Origin of the sequence: Levilactobacillus andaensis (genome assembly GCF_016861695.1) — a bacterium.
In the GTDB taxonomy this organism is placed as follows: Bacteria; Bacillota; Bacilli; order Lactobacillales; family Lactobacillaceae; genus Levilactobacillus; species Levilactobacillus andaensis.
In genome coordinates this window covers 456,033-473,059 of the sequence record NZ_BOLP01000004.1, presented here as the reverse complement: position 1 = coordinate 473,059, position 17,027 = coordinate 456,033, and the positions used below count along the sequence as shown (strand labels likewise).

Sequence of the window (17,027 nt, the reverse complement as noted above, 5' to 3'; positions counted from 1 at the left end):
AGCGAGCGAGAAGACTGGTGTTCTTCCAGGCTGAAGCGTCCCCACAGCAGGCGGAATCCCTGGCAGCCGCAGTGCGGCCAATTTACATTAATTTAGCGGTATCAACTCGTACCAATACTGGAATGAAGCAGACAAGTTATCTTTCAACCTTTAGTTACGTATCATTTTTAGTGGGTTTCCGCAAAGCCGCGACGGCCACCTGGCTTGGGAATCTGATTCTGCATCATGACGCTGAAGCCGCCGTCAATGGCGATGCCGGCTGCGTTGATGTAGCTGGAGCGGTCGCTGGCCAGGAAGAGGATGGCGTTGGCGATGTCTTCGGTCGTCCCGATACGCTTGCTGGCGGTCAACTGCTTACGGCCGTCCTCAACTTTCGGGTCGGCGTAGAAGGCCGCTGACATTGGCGTCTTGACCAGGCAAGGTTCGAGGACGTTACTCCGAATACCGAACATGCCCCATTCCGCAGCGACCTGCTTGGAGAGCATATTGACGCCGGCCTTGCTGGTGCTGTACGCGCCACTGTAAGTTTCGGGGATGTCACTAGCCACCGTAGAAATGTGAACGAAGGTGCCGTGTTTCTGTTCGATCATGAGCTTACCAAATTCGTGGGTGACCAAGTAGTACCCGTTTAAGTTAACGTCGAGTACTTGTTTCCAAGTGGCGTAGTCGAGGTCCTCCAATGGGTCAAATTTCAAAATTCCGGCGGTGTTAATGACCACGTCAACGTGACCAAAGGTGTCCTTCACCTGGTCGACGGCCCGTTGCACGCTGGCTTCTTTGGTGACGTCGCAGTTTACGGCGAGGCCGGCAATGTGGTCGTCGTTGATCAATTTAGTGACCAATTCGGCCGTCTTGGTCTGATCCATGTCGAGCGCGACCACGGTGGCTTTTTGTTCGGCCAATGCCTCGCAGATTTTAGTGCCCATGCCGCCAACCGCACCGGTGACAACGCAAACTTTATCTTCTAATCCTAACCATTCTGTCATAGTAAATTCCTCCTAAAGGCTTAATTGTTTGAGTGGCATCTCTTTACCGGTCCACAGCTTGAAGGCCGCGGCGCCTTGGTTCAGGAGCATCCCTTGGCCGTTGATCACGTGAGCAACGTTGGCTTGCTGAGCCACGCCCATGAGCTTGGTGACGCTTGGCGCATAAACGGTGTCAAAGACCGTCATGTCGGGGTGGAACCAGGTTGGATCATCCACCAAGGTCTTGTCGACCAATTTACCCATCCCCAGGCCAGTCGCGTCGGTGTAAATGTCGCTTTCAGCGATGGATTGTTTGAACTGGTCACGGTCTTCTAGCGGATAGAAGGTGGCGTGGCAGTCGGTCTGCTCGTTGATGACCTGAACGATATGCTTGGCGTTCTTGACGGATGGATCGTTGATGTTAAACACGTTGAGCGTCTTCAGTCCGGAAAGGGCGGCTTGAATGGCGATCGGTGTTCCGGCACCGCCGACTCCTGCCAGCGTCATGGTTTGACCGGCCAAGCGGACTCCATCGTCCTTCAGGGCTTCGACGAAACCAATGCCGTCGGTGGTATAACCGGTCAGCTCGCCATCGTGATTGACCACGGTGTTGACGGCGCCAACGAGTTCGGCCGTCTTGTCGAGGTGGTCTAGTAAAGGAATCACGGCTTGCTTAAAGGGCATGGAGACGCTGGCGCCAAGCATTTTAAAGGTCCGCATGGCGGTGATGGCGTCCGGTAGCTGGTCGGGTTCCACGTCGAAGGCTAGGAAGCGGGCGTTAACATCGGTCTTGGCAAACGCCGCGTTGTGCATGGCCGGCGACTTTGAGTGGCCCGCGGGATGCGCAATCAAGCCGACTAAACGAGTATGTCCATCAATTTCCATAATAGTTACCTCCAAATTTTTGTTTTCTTATTTGATTGTTGTTGTGGGCAACATGGTGGTATTTTCGCCTTACCGGCCGCCAGATATAGGCCGGAACGGTGCGAACGCAACTTGAAGCCTCGCAAGTGCCGAGTCTCCAAGATTGGTTTTCTACTAAGCCGGCTAAAAACGCCGACTAAGTAGAACGACGCGCCTGGGCCTATATCTGGCGACCTCTCGGCTTACGTAGTGGTTCTGTGTCAACAGAGAATGAGTTCTGTAAAGTAGTTATAGTTTAGCTGACTTAACGTGAAATTTAGAATGCTGTTGGGAATCAAACCTTGCTGCAATTGTGTTCAATCTAAGCCGGAGGAGGCCAGGGGTGTAGCCAGTTGTGTCAACGATGTTAGCCGGGGTTCTTTCCCGGGTTACATCGTGGGACGACCTTGAAGACACGGTTTTTGTGGCTTCAAGTCGAGGTGGAAGCCTTGAACTTTAGGCTGGAACCGACCCCATAGCAGGCGGAATCCCTGGCAGCCGCAGTGCGTCAACCTTAGACTGTCTAATTTGTTTCAGCAGTTGCGTGTTTCCCAATGCCTTGGTGCATCAGGTAGAGGTCGATCAGGATGCCGACGACGGCCACCCCAATGGCGACTAAGTAAGGGCCGTAGTAGGCGTGGGTCCCGGCGGATTGGCTCATGGACAGCGTTGCGATTTGCGGTCCAATCAAGGCCCCAATCGCGTAGCCGAAGAACATGATGCCGTAGTTGGTGCCGGAGAACTTTTGACCAAACGTCTTGCCGGTTAAGGTTGGGAAGACGACCAGCACACCACCAAATGAGGCGCCGAGGATGATTAAGAAGATGGTAAAGACAGCAACGTTTTCGGCAAAGCGTAAGCCCGCCAGGCCGATGATGGTGAGGCATAGAATAATCAGCAACGTTTGCGTTTCGCCTAATTTATCAACGGCGCGGCCCGTGATCATCCGGCCAAAGAAGTTAGCTAAGGTGTTGACCACGACAAAGTTAGCGGCCACGATGGGTGTTAATTGAAGTTGGACCTGCGCGATGGAGGACAACGACCCAATCAGCATGATACCGGCCGTGCAGGCAATCGCGAAGAGTAAGAGTAACAGCCAGAAGTTGAGTGAGCCCATCATTTCCTTAGGCGATTTCCCAGTGGTTGCGGGCGCCGAGTGGTCCTTGGTTTCTGCTGGCGTTTCGGGTGAAGCCATCAACCAGCCGACCAACCAGATCAGTGCTAAGTAGGCAATCCCAATTGGCATCAAGCCGTTGGCGCCCATGGTGTCACAGAGCCAGGCACCGGCCTTGGCTAAGACCAGCGGCCCGAGAGAAGCGGCCCCAAGGAGCAAGCCGGAAATCGTCCCACGTTTTTCGGGGAACCATTTTAACGTGGTCAGCAGGGAAGGGTTGTACAATAGTCCGTTCCCACTACCGGCTAAAATCCCAATGGAGAAATACAGGAACCAAATGTTGTGGGCAAAGGCTCCCAAGAACCAGCCGAGGCCGAAGATGAAGCCGCCGACGTACATCAACTTTTTCGGTGAAGAGTGGTCGATGATCCGACCGGAAATAATGCCAAATGCGGCCATAAAGAATTGATAGATGGTCAGGGTCAAGGCCACTTGAGAAGCCGTGGCGCTGGTTGCTTTGACCAGGGTGTCGGCGAAAACGGAGAAGGCTGCCGAAGCCGAGCAACAGAAGATAATGATGAAGGCCGCCGTGAAGATGAGCCGCCGGTGACCGGAAATATGAGTGGTTTGCGTAGCATCCATGATAAAACACCGCCTTAAGTAGAATTAGGGAATAAGTGAATGATTGAGCTTGAATTTAGAAGCGCTTCCTTACGCCTTTTATGGTAGGCTTGATTCAAGGGGAATACCAATACCGATTGGCAAGTGATCCATAGCCTGAGACTATTAGTTGTGAAATAAAGAACAGAGGGATGCGGATGAACTTAAATCAACTACGCTACTTTGAATGTATTGGTCGTTTGGAGAACTATACGCAGGCGGCCCAAGAGCTTCACGTGAGTCAGCCCAGCTTGACCAATGCCATTCATCGGTTGGAAGAGGAGCTGAACTTAACATTATTTGCCAAGCAGGGACGGAACATTGTGCTAACCGACACAGGTCGGCAGCTCCTGACGGTCGTGCAGAAAAGCTTACAGACGCTGGACGATGGCGTGGCCGCCGTGGTTGCGAAGAATTCACAACAGCCGATCACGATTCGGGTCGGCTGCATTCCGACCGTCATTGGAACCTATTTGCCAAAAGTCCTGCATGAATTCGAGCAGGAACACACGCGGCAAGTGAGTTTTGAGCTCCATAGCGTGACGACCGAACGGATTCAGGCCGGTTTGGCGGCCAAGACGTTGGACCTGGGGATTGCGGCTGTGGACGGTCGGGAGCCAGGCTACTTGTACCATCCCTTACTCAAGCAGCCGTTCATCGTCATCGTGGCGCCCGACCACCCGTGGGCGCAGCGCCAGCAGTTACAGCTGACCGATCTGGTAGGGGCGCATATTTTGACCTATACACCAGACCTATTGATTGGGCAAAAGGTTCAGCGCACGTTGAAACGACGAGGAGTGGCCGACCAGCTCAATATGATGGCCGCTTATCCGGATGAGATCTCTATCGCGGGGATGGTCCAATCGTCTTCTGCGGTGGGATTGGTGGCGGATACGCTGTATTTGGAAGCCTTTAATGTCGTCAAAATTCCGGTGGCTGTGCCGGAAGACTTGCGGGTCATTTACGCCATGTATCAGGCGGACAATCCGCAGCACGAGACTCTTCGCCAGTTGTTCCAGCTATTCAGCCAGCAGGATAAGTAAGAAGTTGCTTCCCTCCAGCCCCTAAGTACGCTAAAATAGCGGATAAGTTACATATAAATGGTGGCAAAAGACTGACAACACAGGCGGAACTGGCGCCTTGCCGGCCGGCAGATATGGGCTGGAACGGTGCGGGCACAACTTGAAGCCTCGAAAAACCCGAGTCTTCAAGCTTGGCCTTCTGCTAAGCCAGCGGGGAAAGCACCCGCTAACTAAGCAGAACGACGCGCCTGAGCCCATATCTGCCGACCTCACGGCTCTAACGGTGGTTAGCTGGCAGCACTAGTTACAATTTATCAGCTAGGTTATTGTACTGGTGTCGATGCTGGCTGACTGGCGCAGGCGACATTAATTGTTATGGCAAGGGGCATCGGCATTTCTGGACCGATGTCCCGACTAGCAAAATTCAAGGTTGTCAGCGTGTTCTCAGCCAGTTTTGACTGACCATTTTGGCACTAACGACGTAACAAACAAATTTGAAAGGGGTTTTCCCATGCAAACACCAGCACCGATTGACTTGGCTTCCTTTTATGCCAACCCGGACCGTAGCGTTGCCGTTTTGAACTATAACGAACACTTTATGACGAGTATTTTTGATTTGGTCAACAGTGATGAGTTGGCTCAGTTCGTTCAGCTCTTTTTGACCGAACAGCGCGCCAAGACGCCGGCCGATGCCGATCCCGCAACGACCTTTAATTTGGTGACGCCCGCCGATTACCTAACGACGATCAAGGCCGTTTTGACTGACCGGACGGACGCGTACGACCAATTTCAGCCAGCAGCCATTTTAGCGAGCATCGAAGACCTCTATTCCTATTATCGGACCTACCTGCGGGTCGCCACGATGACCATCAAGCATAACGATGTGATGGCCAGTGAATTTATGATGATTGATCAACAATTTAACGACTTAGTCATTCGCCTATACCGGACGATCGAGGAAAAATTACAGGGGCACGCCAACCACGTTTACCGGCAAGTCAACGCTGGTTCTACGGCCTGCGTCCTGTTGCAAAAAGTCAATTGGCCGGTGCCAACTGGGTACGAAGCGTTGAAAAATATCCGCTTCATGAGTCGCCTAATGTTGCGGCCGCCAATGATGCTCCACACCAAGAGCAACAAGCGGAAAGGCCATTTTACGGCGACCGCGGTCAACCCGATTGAAAACTTCACCGGCACCAACGAGGACTGGTATTGCTACCCCGCCCTGATTGGGGAGAGTCTGGCCTACATTTACTTCCATCGTGACTACCTGGCATCCGGCCTGGCGCTGGCCAACTTATTTCAGTTAGCCGACCGCGACCGAATTGCCGGAAAAAAGCCCGATCTGGTCCTGCTGTTTGGGACACCCGGCGTGGCGGGGGATGACCAACCCGAAAACGGCCATTATTTCTACGATGCGCAGAATGACCTGTACGTCGGCCAGGTGCCGTACAACGACCAGACGACCTACTTCGGTTACATGAAGAAGATGTGCCTGACGCTGCACAACCTGCACATGATTGCCGAGAAACGCCTGCCAATTCACGGGTCGATGGTCAAGATTACCTTTACTAACGGGCAGACCAAAACCGTGGTGTTCTTTGGCGATTCCGGTGCCGGCAAGTCTGAATCCATTGAGGCCTTGCAAACGGTGGCCGATGAGCAGATTGCCAACATCGAAACCATCTTCGATGACATGGGTAGTTTTACCTTGGCTGAAGGCAAGCTGTACGCGCAGGGAACCGAGACCGGCGCTTTTGTCCGTCTCGACGACCTGAGCAGCGAGGTGGCCTTTAACAACATGGACCGCGGAATTTATATGAATCCCGAGCAGAAAAACGCGCGGGTCATCATTCCGGCCAATACCTGGTCGCGGGTCGTGGCGCACCATGAGATCGACATGTGGGTCTACGCGAACAACTATGATGACGCGGTCGGTGTGCACCGGTTTGCGGACCAGCAGTCGGCAGAGGAGACCTTCGTTGCCGGTAAACGTAAGGCATTGGGCACCACGGATGAAGTGGGGATGAGCACCACGTTCTTCGCCAACCCGTTCGGCCCGGTTCAAGAACAAGCCGCCACGCAACCGATCATCGATGCCGTCTTCGACCAATTGTTCAAGGACGACATCTACGTCGGCGAAATCTACACGCACCTTGGCAATGACAAGTCTCAAGATAAACTGAACGAATCGGCTCGGGACTTGTTGGCAGAACTATTGGCGTTATAGATTGCGGTGAATTGCCGCACTGCGGCTGCCAGGGATTCCGCCTGCTGTGGGGACGCTTCAGCCTGGAAGAGCACCAGTCTTCTCGCTCGCTTTTAAGCCGCAAAATACGCGTCTTAAAAGTCGCCCATTTTATTGGCTAGCTTTGCCAGCCAATAAAATTACCACGGCTGCCTCCCTGGCCTCCTCCGGCTATGATTGTGCTTGGCCATGAAATACCTGACTACTGAAACAGGTTGAGCGTATAGTTGTCCGTTCTTTTCCCTTGAAGTCGGTATAGAATTGAGCTTAATTTTTAGCAGTGGTCGCCAGGAGAACTGGTCAATACAGTTTTTTAGCGACAATGACACTTCACAATAAAACGTAGACACAATCTGAAAGTCATCAGATAACGTCTACGTTTTTTTGATACAGTTAAGTTTAATTAGCACGGTAACTAAGCGGTTAGCGGACCAGTGAGCAAATCAGAGCCGGAGGAGGCCAGGACGAAGCAAGCTGTGTCGACGATGTTAGCCGGGGTTCTTTCCCGGGTTACATCGTGGGACGACCTGAGAGACGCGTGACCTTCGCGGCTTTCAGGCGAGACGGAAGCCCGCACTTATCCCCATAGCAGGCGCAGTCCTGGCAGCCGCAGGCGGACAATTTCTCACAATCCGCAACGACCGCTTAGTTGAACTGCGCGAGGAGGGCGGCTATGAAGGCTTGGGCATCGCCAACGTACCCGTAATCCGCCACGTCAAAAATCGGTGCGTGCGAATCGGAGTTGATGGCCACGATGGTCTGCGAATCCTGCATGCCGACCAGGTACTGAACGGCACCGCTGATCCCGAAGTTTATAATCAGTTCGGGGTGAATCGTGTTGCCACTCTGACCGATTTGGTCGTCGTGGGTGAAGCGGTCCTGGTCGGTCAATGGCCGGGAGACCCCAATGCGACCGCCGAGTTTTTCGGCTAGCTTAGTCGCGGTATCAATGGTGGTGGCACTGGCGGCACCGCGGCCGAGAGCGACAACGCGATTGGCGTCACCGACCGTGGTGGCCGTGTTGACCACTGGCCGCGCGGTCGTTACTTTGAGTCGGTCAACGGGGTGGAAGGTGACCGTAGCCGTGGTGATGGTGGCGTCGCCGGTCGCTGGCGTGGCGACGAAGGTATTTGGCCGGACGCTGGCCATTTGTGGTCGGTGGTCCGGGCAGATGATTTCGCACATGATGTTGTCGCCGTAGGAAGGCTTGGTGGCGACCAGGGTGTCGTCATCGAAACGCAGGTCCAGACAGTCGGCCGTCAAGCCGGTCTGGAGCTTAGCCTGGAGTCGAGGAGCGATGGACCGGCCGGTGATGGTCGCCCCAAATAAAATCGAGTTGGGTTGGTAAGCGTCAACGAGTTGTTTCAGGGCATCGGCGTGTTCGGCGTCCGTCGCGGTTGGAAAACGGTCGTCCCGGACGATGCGGATCTCGTCGGGGCCGTATGCGGTGAGTTCGTTTTCCAAATGGTCGGTCGTGGCTTCGAGCAGAATCGTGACGACTTTGAATTGGTCGCCAGCTAAACTCTTAGCCTTGGTAATTAATTGTTGGGTCGTGGGTTCAACGTGGTCTAAGCGGCGTTCCGCAATGACCCAAAGTTCTGGTTTTGACATGGCAGATTCCTCCTTAGATGAGTTGACGGGTCTTTAGGGCAGTGATCAGTTGGCTGGCGGCTTCCGTTGGCGTTCCGGTCAGCGGTGTCAGCTCCCGTTTAACAGGTTCTGGCGCGTAGACCTTGGTCACGATGGTTGGCGAGCCGGCTTGGCCTAAACGTGAATCGTCAAGGTCCAGGTCGTCGTGGTGCCAAACGGTCAGGGGTTTGGCAAAGCTCAATTGAATGTTGCGGGGCGCCGGGTAGCGCGGCGTGTTTAATTCACTCCGGACGCTGACCACGGCGGGCAAAGTGGCCACGAGCGTCTGCTTGGTGTCTTCCAGGAGACGTTCGGCCGTGACCTCGTTGGTGCCGCTTAACCGGAGGCTGGCGGCGTAGGTGATCTGTGGCTGGTGTAAAAATTCGGCAACGATGGGGCCAACCTGACCCGTATCGGCGTCGACGGCTTGCCGGCCAAATAGAACCAGATCGACATCACCGATTTGCTTGATGGCTTGGGCAATCACGTAACCGGTCGCTAAAGTGTCGGCACCGGCAAATGCGCGGTCGGACAGCAGCACACCGGCATCGGCGCCCATAGCCATGCCTTCGCGCAGGGATTCCGCGTAGTCGTCGGGCCCCATACTGAGGAGCACGACTTCGGCATCGCTGTCGGCGTCCTTCAGTTGGAGGGCCTGCTCAACAGCATTTTTATCAAAGGGATTCATGACGCCAGCTAGGCCACGGCGGTCCAGGTTATGGGTGACCGGGTCGATGGTGACGTCGTTCGTTTCGGGGACTTGTTTGATACAAACCACAATTTTCATGGGGAACCTCCTATTTACTGAATTCGGCGTTGGCAATGGCGGACCGCATCTTTTCAACGGTCCCTTCGGCAATTTCCATGGCGCGTGCGTCACGGATCAAGTGTTCAACGGGATATTCGCGACTGTAACCGTAGCCGGCTAAAATTTGTAGCGTGTCATCGCCGGCACTCACAGCGGAACGGGAGCCGTGGGCCTTTGCCATGGCGGCTTCCTCGCTGTAGGGTTGGCCAGTGGCCTTGAGTTGCGCGGCGCGTTGGTAAAGCAGCTTCGTCGTTTCCTTACGCATGGCGATGTCCGCGACTTTGCGATGGGTGACTTGCAACTCGGTCAGTGGCTTGTCGCCAGCCTTACGTTCCTTGGCGTAGTCGGTCGCAATCTTTAAGTCATGTTCCATGATACCGGTCAGGACGGCCCCCATGAGGATGCGGGCGTCGTCGTGGGCGGAGTCACCGATCATGCCGCCATCACCGAGTTTTCCTAGTAAATGGTCGTCGTCCACGATGATGTGGTCCATGACGATTTCGCCGACTGGAGTGCCGCGCAGGCCAATGAAGTCTTCACGTTTCCCAAATGAAAAGCCGGGCATGTCCTGATCCACAGCGAAGACGGAGAGCTCTTTGGGCGCGGTCTTGACCAGCACACAGTAGACCTGCGCAAGGCCGCCGTTTGTGATCATGATTTTGTCGCCGGTGATGACCCAGTGATCGCCCTCACGCGTGGCGGTCGAGCTGATGCCCATGGGATTCGAACCACCGCTGGCTTCGGTCATGGAAAAGGCGAAGATGCGGTCGTTAGCAGATGGCAATAATTGTTGCTGCAGGGCGGGCGTGCCGAATTTTAAAATCTGGTCGATAGTCTTGAAATGACCTTCGAGGGTGACGGCCGTGCTGGCGTTGCCCCGAGCAATGTGATTCAAGGCCGTGGCCGTGACTTCGGGACCGAAGCCGGCGCCACCGAATTCTTGGGGTAACATGAGGCCTAAGAAGCCGGTGTCCGTGAGTTTTTGTATGAAGCCAGCGGGGAAGTCCCCGTCCGCGTCCATCGGCATGTCCTGAGGTGCAATCTCTCGGGCAGTGTAATCATCAACCATTTGTAGCAAAAGCTTTTCTGCGGCAGCAGTTGTGGATGACATAGTGAAGTTCCTCCTTATCAGATACGTTTTTTATCAATTGCGTGTGCCCGACAGCCTCCAGCTATAATCTGTGAGCTTAAAGGTGGTAAGCAGCGACCATCGGGCCAGTCCGAGTACGTTTTCCAGAGTTAACCAGCACGCAACAGATGTGACCCCATTGGATATAAATCTTAGTGCCAGCCTTTACCTTAAGGTGACAAGCTGACATTCATTTCATTGTTCATAACTGAACGATGTGGCGTAAGTATAGCTAATAATCGCTTGATAAGTACAGAGAATCTTCTGAATTTCCTAATATTTCATATTCCTAATTAGAATAAACTAAATTCTGAATATATATGAAGACGCGATTTTTGAGAAAATGTGGGCACATGTTACTGCTACGGATAACGTTGCTGTAACTGGAAAAACCGCTTTTAAGCGCAACGGAAAATTTGACTGCGAAGTCGACTTTCGCCGCGACCAAAATTTGGTTATAATTTTAGGGTGACTGGTCGTGGTTTTGAGTCGCTCGTGTTCACTGCCGCTGGAAATTAGTTTGTGCACAGTTAGGTAAGCCACCATTACTATCGTTATATTTGGTGACCGGTTTTGTCGTTCGGCGCCGAGGGCGTATCGACTGAGATTTGACGATCAGGAAAATTTTAGTAAAAAATTGGTACTTACCAGCGGAGTATTATACAATGAAACCGGATTCTTTTAATTGGAGGTGCCATTTTTTATGGAAATTACCACGAGTGCTGCTGGGATGTTGCACCAGCAAGAAGTCACCAAGTACTTATTGACCAACCAACAGGGAACGCGGGTCGCTATTCTGACCTGGGGCGCGACGCTTCAAGAATTTAGCGTCGATGAAGATGGTCAACGTCACCAACTGATTGTGAACTTACCCAATCTCGCCGACTACGACCACAACCCTTACTACTTATGCCAAACGTTAGGGCGGGTCGCTGGCCGCATCGCCGGTGCCCAATTTGACCTCGATGGCCAGACGATTCACTTGGACGCTAACGAAAAGCCCAACGCCAGTCACGGTGGTCCCCACGGCTTTACCTTCGTCAACTGGGACGCCACGACGACGCAGACCGCCGATACCGCTAGCGTGGTGCTGACCCATACGGCCACTCCCGCCGACGACAAGTATCCGGGTAACCTCAAGACGACGGTCACATACACGCTGACCGAAGAGAACCGCTTGGACATCACCTTTGACGCCCAAGGCGATGCGTCGACGCTGTTCAACCCGACGGTCCACACCTACTTCAATGTCACCGACGACCAGCACAGTCTGGACGATCAGTGGTTGAAATTGAGCGGCAATCAGCGGCTGGTCTTAGATCAAGCTAAGATCCCAACTGGCAAGATGGTCGCTACCGCCAATACCGGTTACGACTTCAGCCAACCACGGACTATCAAGGACGGCTTAGACCAGTTACACCAAACGGGCCAGGTCGAATACGACGATGCCTTTGTTGTGGAACCTAGCAAAGATACGCCAATCGCCACGGTTGGGGACACCACGGGTCATCGTGAAGTCCAAGTTTATTCCGACCGGAATGCGTTAGTCGTCTTCACGGCCAACCCAACGGACGATAAGCGCGCCGAAAAACGCGATTACAACGCATTAGCCATGGAAGCCCAAACGTTGCCAGATGCCATTCACCACGCGGACTTTGGCGATGTGATCTTACCGGCTAACCAACCCGTCACCCATTTAATTAGTTATCAATACATCAGAAAGTAAGAGGAGAGATTACAATGAGTTGGCAAGAAAATTACCAAGTGTGGGAACAACAACCAACGATGATTCCGTACATCAAGGCTGAGTTGACGGCGATTGCCGCTGACGACGCTGCGAAAAAAGCGGCCTTTACCGCCCCAATGAGTTTTGGGACGGCCGGCATGCGGGGCGTCATGGGACCTGGTATTGGTCAAATGAACGTCTACACCGTTCGTCAAGCCACTGAAGGGGTCGCCCGTTACCTGGACACCCTGGATGAAGCTACGAAGCAACGCGGGGTCGCCATCAGTTTCGACTCTCGTTACCATTCCAACGAATTCGCGCACGAAGCAGCTCACGTCTTGGGGGCCCACCACATTCCCAGCTACGTCTTCGATGACATGCGACCAACGCCAGAATTGTCCTTCGCCGTGCGGCATTTGAACACAGCCATGGGGATCATGATCACGGCCAGCCACAACCCGAAGCAATACAACGGCTTTAAGATCTACGGCCCAGATGGTGGGCAAATGCCACCTAAGGCGTCTGACATGATCACCGAGTTCGTTCGTTCCGCCAAGGATGTCTTTGGTATTGCGGTCGCCAACGAACAACAACTGCGCGCCGACAATACGCTCCAGATCATTGGTGAAAACGTTGACCAACCTTACCTGAAGAACGTTGAGAGTGTCACCATCAATGCCGACTTAGTTCACAGCGTGGGGAAGACCATGAAATTGATCTACACGCCACTGCACGGGACGGGGAAGGTCATTGGCGAACGTGCTTTACGGGGTGCCGGGTTTGAAAACTTCACCATGGTTCCCGAACAAGCCATTGCCGACCCCGAATTCCCAACCGTTCCGTTCCCGAACCCCGAGTTCTCGCAGGCATTTGATATGGCGATTGCCTTAGGGAAAAAGGAAGGCGCCGACTTGTTAGTTGCGACCGATCCCGATGCCGACCGCTTGGGTGCCGCCGTTCGTGAACCGAATGGGGACTACCAACTGTTGACGGGGAACCAGATTGCCTCGATCCTGTTGGCTTACATTTTGAAGGCCCGCAAGCAAGCTGGGCAGTTGCCAGCTGACGGCCGCGTGGTCAAGTCCATCGTGTCGACCGAACTGGCCACCAAGATTGCGGCCGCTTATGGCGTTGAAACGAAGAACGTGCTGACCGGATTCAAGTTTATCGCCGAACAGATTCACCAGTACGAGACCAACCATGACCACACCTTCCTGTTTGGTTTCGAGGAAAGTTACGGTTACCTGATCAAGCCATTCGTGCGGGACAAGGACGCTATTCAATCGACGGTCTTGTTGGCCGAAGTCGCTGCGGACTACAAGCAACGGGGGATGACCCTCTATGACGGTATCGAAGAACTCTACGCGACCTACGGCTACTTTGCCGAAAAGACCACGTTCGAGGAATTCCCTGGCGTTGACGGTGCCGACCAGATGGCCCACCTGATGAGTGAATTCAGAGAAAACGCGCCGAAGTCCTTTGCCGACACCACGATCGATGCCGTCGAAGACTTCTCGACTGGCGTGAAGACGGCGGCTGACGGGACGACCACAACGATCGACCTGCCACAGTCCAACGTCTTGAAGTACTGGCTGAGCGATGGGACTTGGATCTGCATCCGGCCTTCAGGGACCGAGCCTAAGGTCAAGTTCTACATCGGGACCAGCGACAAGACGGACGCGGCTGCCCACGCACGCTTGGACCGTTTCGAACAAGCCTTGAAGGACTATGTCGGTTCTGTGAAATAAGGTTTAAATTTTGTCGCACTGCGGCTGCCAGGGATTCCGCCTGCTGTGGGGAACGCCTCCAGCCTGGGGTGCGGGCTTCCGGCTCGCCTGAAAGCCACGAAAATCGCGTGTCTCTCAGGTCGTCCCACGATGTAACCCGGGAAAGAACCCCGGCTAACATCGTTGACACAGCTGGCTACATCCCTGGCCGCCTCCGGCTCAGACTGGTTTTTCCTGCAGCTGAAGTGAGGTAAGGCTTGTTCAAACTGGTCAGTTGGTGGCAGGCCTTGTAGTCTAGTTGCCAACTGTTTAGCTGGAATGGGTCAGTCGTGTGACCGCTAATTGTTAAATTAAAATTCGTAAGAGCTCGTCTAACCAGAATATGGTAGGCGGGCTCTTTTCATATCCTTTATGAAAACAGCGATGATGGTTAATAGTAAATATCGTCCAAATATCACTTGCCAAATATGTATTTAGTAAACTTTTAGTCAATAAAATACAACCGTTTGCAATACTGATACAAAGCATGATTAGAAAATACTTAGTAACTATTTACACAATAAAAAAGGTTGCAACTTATGGTCCAGACCGTTATTATTACCAATGTGAAGCGCTTACATTTAAGTAAAACGTTAAGCGTGACTTTACTAGATTAGTTAACTAACAATCAGGATTTGGGTTTAGATCGAGTTGGCGGCGTTTGTACAATCGATTGTATTCGCTGAGCGACAGGGTCGTTAACCCAAGTGGCTGATGAGAAAAAAACTAAGGAGTGTTTCCAAATGGCTAAGAAGGACGAGAAGATTACTTTAGATCCCAAAGAATTTGCTGCGGCTGTTTTGGGTGGCAACGCACAGCGACCGGATGAGGAAAACAAGTTGTACATTAAGCGGCAACTGACCCTCTATTTGGAAGCCACGTTACTTGCACAAGACTTTAACCACCTCGAAGAATCACAATTCGATATGGCTAAGGCCAAGCAACGGGAAGATGTGCTTTCCAAAATCATCGAACACCGGTACCACTAAACATAGTGGCTACTGGGTCGTCAGTTAGGTTTCCCCGTTGAAAGGTGTGGAAAAAATAATGTTTAAGCAATATATCTCATATGCGCTAGGGGCGTTCGGACACGACGCGTTCTACGCAACTCTCAATACTTATTTTGCAATTTTCGTCACGAGTGCCTTGTTCGTCGGCGATGGCGCGGCTGCCGAAGCCGGTATCGTCACCACGATGGTCGTGGTCATTCGGTTGATTGAAATCGCCTTTGACCCAATGATCGGGGGAATGGTCGATAACACCGATACCAAGATTGGAAAATTCAAGCCATGGCTGCTTGCCGGGGCCATCGTCAGTTCCGTGGGAATCATCCTGATGTTCTCCAGCATGTTTGGACTGGCGGATTCCAACAAGACGCTTTACTTCTTACTCTTCGGTATCGTCTTTGTCATTATGGATATTTTCTATTCGTTTAAAGATATTTCGTTCTGGTCCATGTTGCCTGCCTTGAGTGTTGATACCAAGGTGCGTAACAAGTTTGGGACGGTTGGTCGTTTCGGGTCTACCCTGGGTTCTCAAGGGGTTATCATGGCAGTGACGCCATTGGTCATCTTCTTCTCCCAGAAATTCTCTGGGACGCATGGCAGCACGCAGACCCGTGCCGGCTGGTTAGGGTTTGCCATCGTCATTGGGGCCGTTTCCCTGTTGGGGGCCTTAGCGACCTTCTTCGGAACCAAGGAAAATAAGAGTTTGATTCGTGAAAATACTGAAAAGACGCGTTTCCGCGACGTCTTCAAGGTTATCGGTGAAAATGATCAGTTGATGTGGTTGGGGTTGTCTTACCTGTTATTTGCCCTCAGCTACGTGGTCACCAACTCACTGTTGATCTACTACTTCCGTTACGTGATTGGTAACGCCAATGCCTACACCGTTATTGGTGGGGTCACGGCCCTCTTAGGGGTGCTTTCCGTACCATTGTTCCCAGTGATCGTATCCAAGCTTACCCGGCGCGGTGTTTACGTCGGCGGTATCTGCATGATGCTGGTCGGTTACATTTTATTCAACTTTGCTGGGACCAACATCCTCATGATGTATATCGCCGATGCCGTCTTCTTCTTCCCATACCCCATGATCTTCTTGGCCGCTTTGATGACCATTACGGACAGTGTGGAATATGGCCAGTACAAGAATGGTACGCGGAATGAATCCGTGACGTTATCCGTTCGGCCATTGATCGATAAATTAGCAGGGGCCTTCTCAACCGGGATCGTGGTTATCGCCGCTGTCCACGCTGGGATGACTGGGAACGCCAAGCCAAGTGACATCACGGCACACGGCATGTTCATCTTCCATTCCTTTATCTTCTACATGCCAATGATCTTGCTGGTCTTGGCTGCGCTGATTTACCAATTCAAGGTCACCTTGTCAGAAAAGAAGCACGCGGAGATCGTCCGTGAACTTGAAAAGAAACTTGAGACTGAACAGGCTGAGGAAAAAGCTTCGGCTAAGTAAGTCAGCACTAGGGGCCACGGGCAGAAATTGTCTGTGGCCTTTAGTCTAGGGTAAAATTTGCGCACTGCGGCGGCCAGGGATTCCGCCTGCTATGGGGAACGCCTCCAGCCTGGAGTGCGGGCTTCCGGCTCGCCTGAAAGCCACGAAAATCGCGCGTCTCTCAGGTCGTCCCACGATGTAACCCGGGAAAGACCCCCGGCTAACATCGTCGACACAGCTGGCTACATCCCTGGCCGCCTCCGGCTTAGATTGTGTCCTAACCTAATATGAGAATCAGTGAAAATTGCTATCATGATGTCATGTCAGTTTAGCAATCTAACAGACACTCTTTGATGTTGCCATTGACCACCAACGTAAGCCGAGAGGTCGCCAGATATGGGCCCAGGCGCGTCGTTCTACTTAGACAGGGGGTGACCTTCCCACTGACTTAGTAGAAGACCAAGCTTGAAGACTCGTGGGTTGCGAGGCTTCAAGTTGTGTCCGCACCGTTCCGGCCCATATCTGGCGGCCGGTAAGGCGAAGGCAAAGACTATCTTTGCACTGATAACTGAGATGTGGCGTGAAGGAAAGCGCTTTATTAAATGA

General features: G+C 52.9%; 12 protein-coding genes. 6 read left to right on the top strand and 6 right to left on the bottom strand.

Annotated elements, in window-relative coordinates:
- Positions 1-167: 167 nt before the first annotated feature.
- The 3 genes from JUF10_RS04695 to JUF10_RS04685 form a co-directional block, all read right to left on the bottom strand.
- Positions 168-986: an SDR family NAD(P)-dependent oxidoreductase gene (locus JUF10_RS04695; protein WP_203641076.1), complete on the bottom strand. Its 819-nt coding sequence runs from the start codon at positions 984-986 to the stop codon at positions 168-170.
- Between the two features lie 12 nt (positions 987-998).
- A complete protein-coding gene (locus tag JUF10_RS04690; protein WP_203641075.1) occupies positions 999-1,850 on the bottom strand; it encodes a quinate/shikimate dehydrogenase in 852 nt (283 codons plus the stop codon).
- 541 nt (positions 1,851-2,391) lie between these two features.
- Positions 2,392-3,624: an MFS transporter gene (locus JUF10_RS04685; RefSeq protein WP_203641074.1), complete on the bottom strand. Its 1,233-nt coding sequence runs from the start codon at positions 3,622-3,624 to the stop codon at positions 2,392-2,394.
- 176 nt (positions 3,625-3,800) lie between these two features.
- Here JUF10_RS04685 and JUF10_RS04680 point away from each other — a divergent pair, with 176 nt between their 5' ends.
- A complete protein-coding gene (locus tag JUF10_RS04680) occupies positions 3,801-4,685 on the top strand; it encodes a LysR family transcriptional regulator (RefSeq protein WP_203641073.1) in 885 nt (294 codons plus the stop codon).
- 490 nt (positions 4,686-5,175) lie between these two features.
- A complete protein-coding gene (locus tag JUF10_RS04675) occupies positions 5,176-6,894 on the top strand; it encodes a phosphoenolpyruvate carboxykinase (protein ID WP_203641072.1) in 1,719 nt (572 codons plus the stop codon).
- Positions 6,895-7,557: 663 nt separating this feature from the next.
- Here JUF10_RS04675 and JUF10_RS04670 read toward each other — a convergent pair.
- Genes JUF10_RS04670 through JUF10_RS04660 form a run of 3 tightly spaced genes read right to left on the bottom strand, consistent with a single transcriptional unit; the run spans position 7,558 to position 10,460 of the window.
- Positions 7,558-8,523 carry an electron transfer flavoprotein subunit alpha/FixB family protein gene (locus tag JUF10_RS04670; protein WP_203641071.1) on the bottom strand — a complete coding sequence of 322 codons (966 nt, stop codon included), beginning with the start codon at positions 8,521-8,523 and terminating at the stop codon, positions 7,558-7,560.
- A 13-nt stretch (positions 8,524-8,536) separates the two neighbouring features.
- The gene (locus tag JUF10_RS04665; RefSeq protein WP_203641070.1) at positions 8,537-9,328 is read right to left on the bottom strand and encodes an electron transfer flavoprotein subunit beta/FixA family protein; all 792 of its coding nucleotides are present in this window, start codon (positions 9,326-9,328) and stop codon (positions 8,537-8,539) included.
- A gap of 10 nt (positions 9,329-9,338) precedes the next feature.
- Positions 9,339-10,460, bottom strand: a complete 1,122-nt coding sequence (locus JUF10_RS04660) for an acyl-CoA dehydrogenase family protein (RefSeq protein ID WP_203641069.1) — start codon at positions 10,458-10,460, stop codon at positions 9,339-9,341.
- Positions 10,461-11,181: 721 nt separating this feature from the next.
- Between JUF10_RS04660 and JUF10_RS04655 the strand changes: the two genes are divergently transcribed.
- From JUF10_RS04655 to JUF10_RS04640, 4 genes are all read left to right on the top strand, one after another.
- A complete protein-coding gene (locus JUF10_RS04655) occupies positions 11,182-12,204 on the top strand; it encodes an aldose epimerase family protein (RefSeq protein ID WP_203641068.1) in 1,023 nt (340 codons plus the stop codon).
- Positions 12,205-12,218: 14 nt separating this feature from the next.
- Positions 12,219-13,952, top strand: coding sequence for a phospho-sugar mutase (locus tag JUF10_RS04650; protein WP_203641067.1), 1,734 nt, complete (start codon positions 12,219-12,221; stop codon positions 13,950-13,952).
- Between the two features lie 761 nt (positions 13,953-14,713).
- The gene (locus JUF10_RS04645; protein WP_048734971.1) at positions 14,714-14,959 is read left to right on the top strand and encodes a hypothetical protein; all 246 of its coding nucleotides are present in this window, start codon (positions 14,714-14,716) and stop codon (positions 14,957-14,959) included.
- Positions 14,960-15,017: 58 nt separating this feature from the next.
- Entirely contained in the window at positions 15,018-16,442 is a 1,425-nt protein-coding gene (locus tag JUF10_RS04640) for a glycoside-pentoside-hexuronide (GPH):cation symporter (RefSeq protein ID WP_203641066.1), read from the top strand.
- Positions 16,443-17,027: the final 585 nt, after the last annotated feature.

Bases quoted from the DNA above. Each gene is read 5' to 3' on its own strand.
- JUF10_RS04665 (WP_203641070.1), bottom strand. From the start codon at position 9,328: ATGAAAATTGTGGTTTGTATCAAACAAGTCCCCGAAACGAACGACGTC.
- JUF10_RS04685 (WP_203641074.1), bottom strand. From the start codon at position 3,624: ATGGATGCTACGCAAACCACTCATATTTCCGGTCACCGGCGGCTCATC.
- JUF10_RS04675 (WP_203641072.1), top strand. From the start codon at position 5,176: ATGCAAACACCAGCACCGATTGACTTGGCTTCCTTTTATGCCAACCCG.
- JUF10_RS04695 (WP_203641076.1), bottom strand. From the start codon at position 986: ATGACAGAATGGTTAGGATTAGAAGATAAAGTTTGCGTTGTCACCGGT.
- JUF10_RS04650 (WP_203641067.1), top strand. From the start codon at position 12,219: ATGAGTTGGCAAGAAAATTACCAAGTGTGGGAACAACAACCAACGATG.
- JUF10_RS04690 (WP_203641075.1), bottom strand. From the start codon at position 1,850: ATGGAAATTGATGGACATACTCGTTTAGTCGGCTTGATTGCGCATCCC.
- JUF10_RS04655 (WP_203641068.1), top strand. From the start codon at position 11,182: ATGGAAATTACCACGAGTGCTGCTGGGATGTTGCACCAGCAAGAAGTC.
- JUF10_RS04645 (WP_048734971.1), top strand. From the start codon at position 14,714: ATGGCTAAGAAGGACGAGAAGATTACTTTAGATCCCAAAGAATTTGCT.
- JUF10_RS04640 (WP_203641066.1), top strand. From the start codon at position 15,018: ATGTTTAAGCAATATATCTCATATGCGCTAGGGGCGTTCGGACACGAC.
- JUF10_RS04680 (WP_203641073.1), top strand. From the start codon at position 3,801: ATGAACTTAAATCAACTACGCTACTTTGAATGTATTGGTCGTTTGGAG.
- JUF10_RS04660 (WP_203641069.1), bottom strand. From the start codon at position 10,460: ATGTCATCCACAACTGCTGCCGCAGAAAAGCTTTTGCTACAAATGGTT.
- JUF10_RS04670 (WP_203641071.1), bottom strand. From the start codon at position 8,523: ATGTCAAAACCAGAACTTTGGGTCATTGCGGAACGCCGCTTAGACCAC.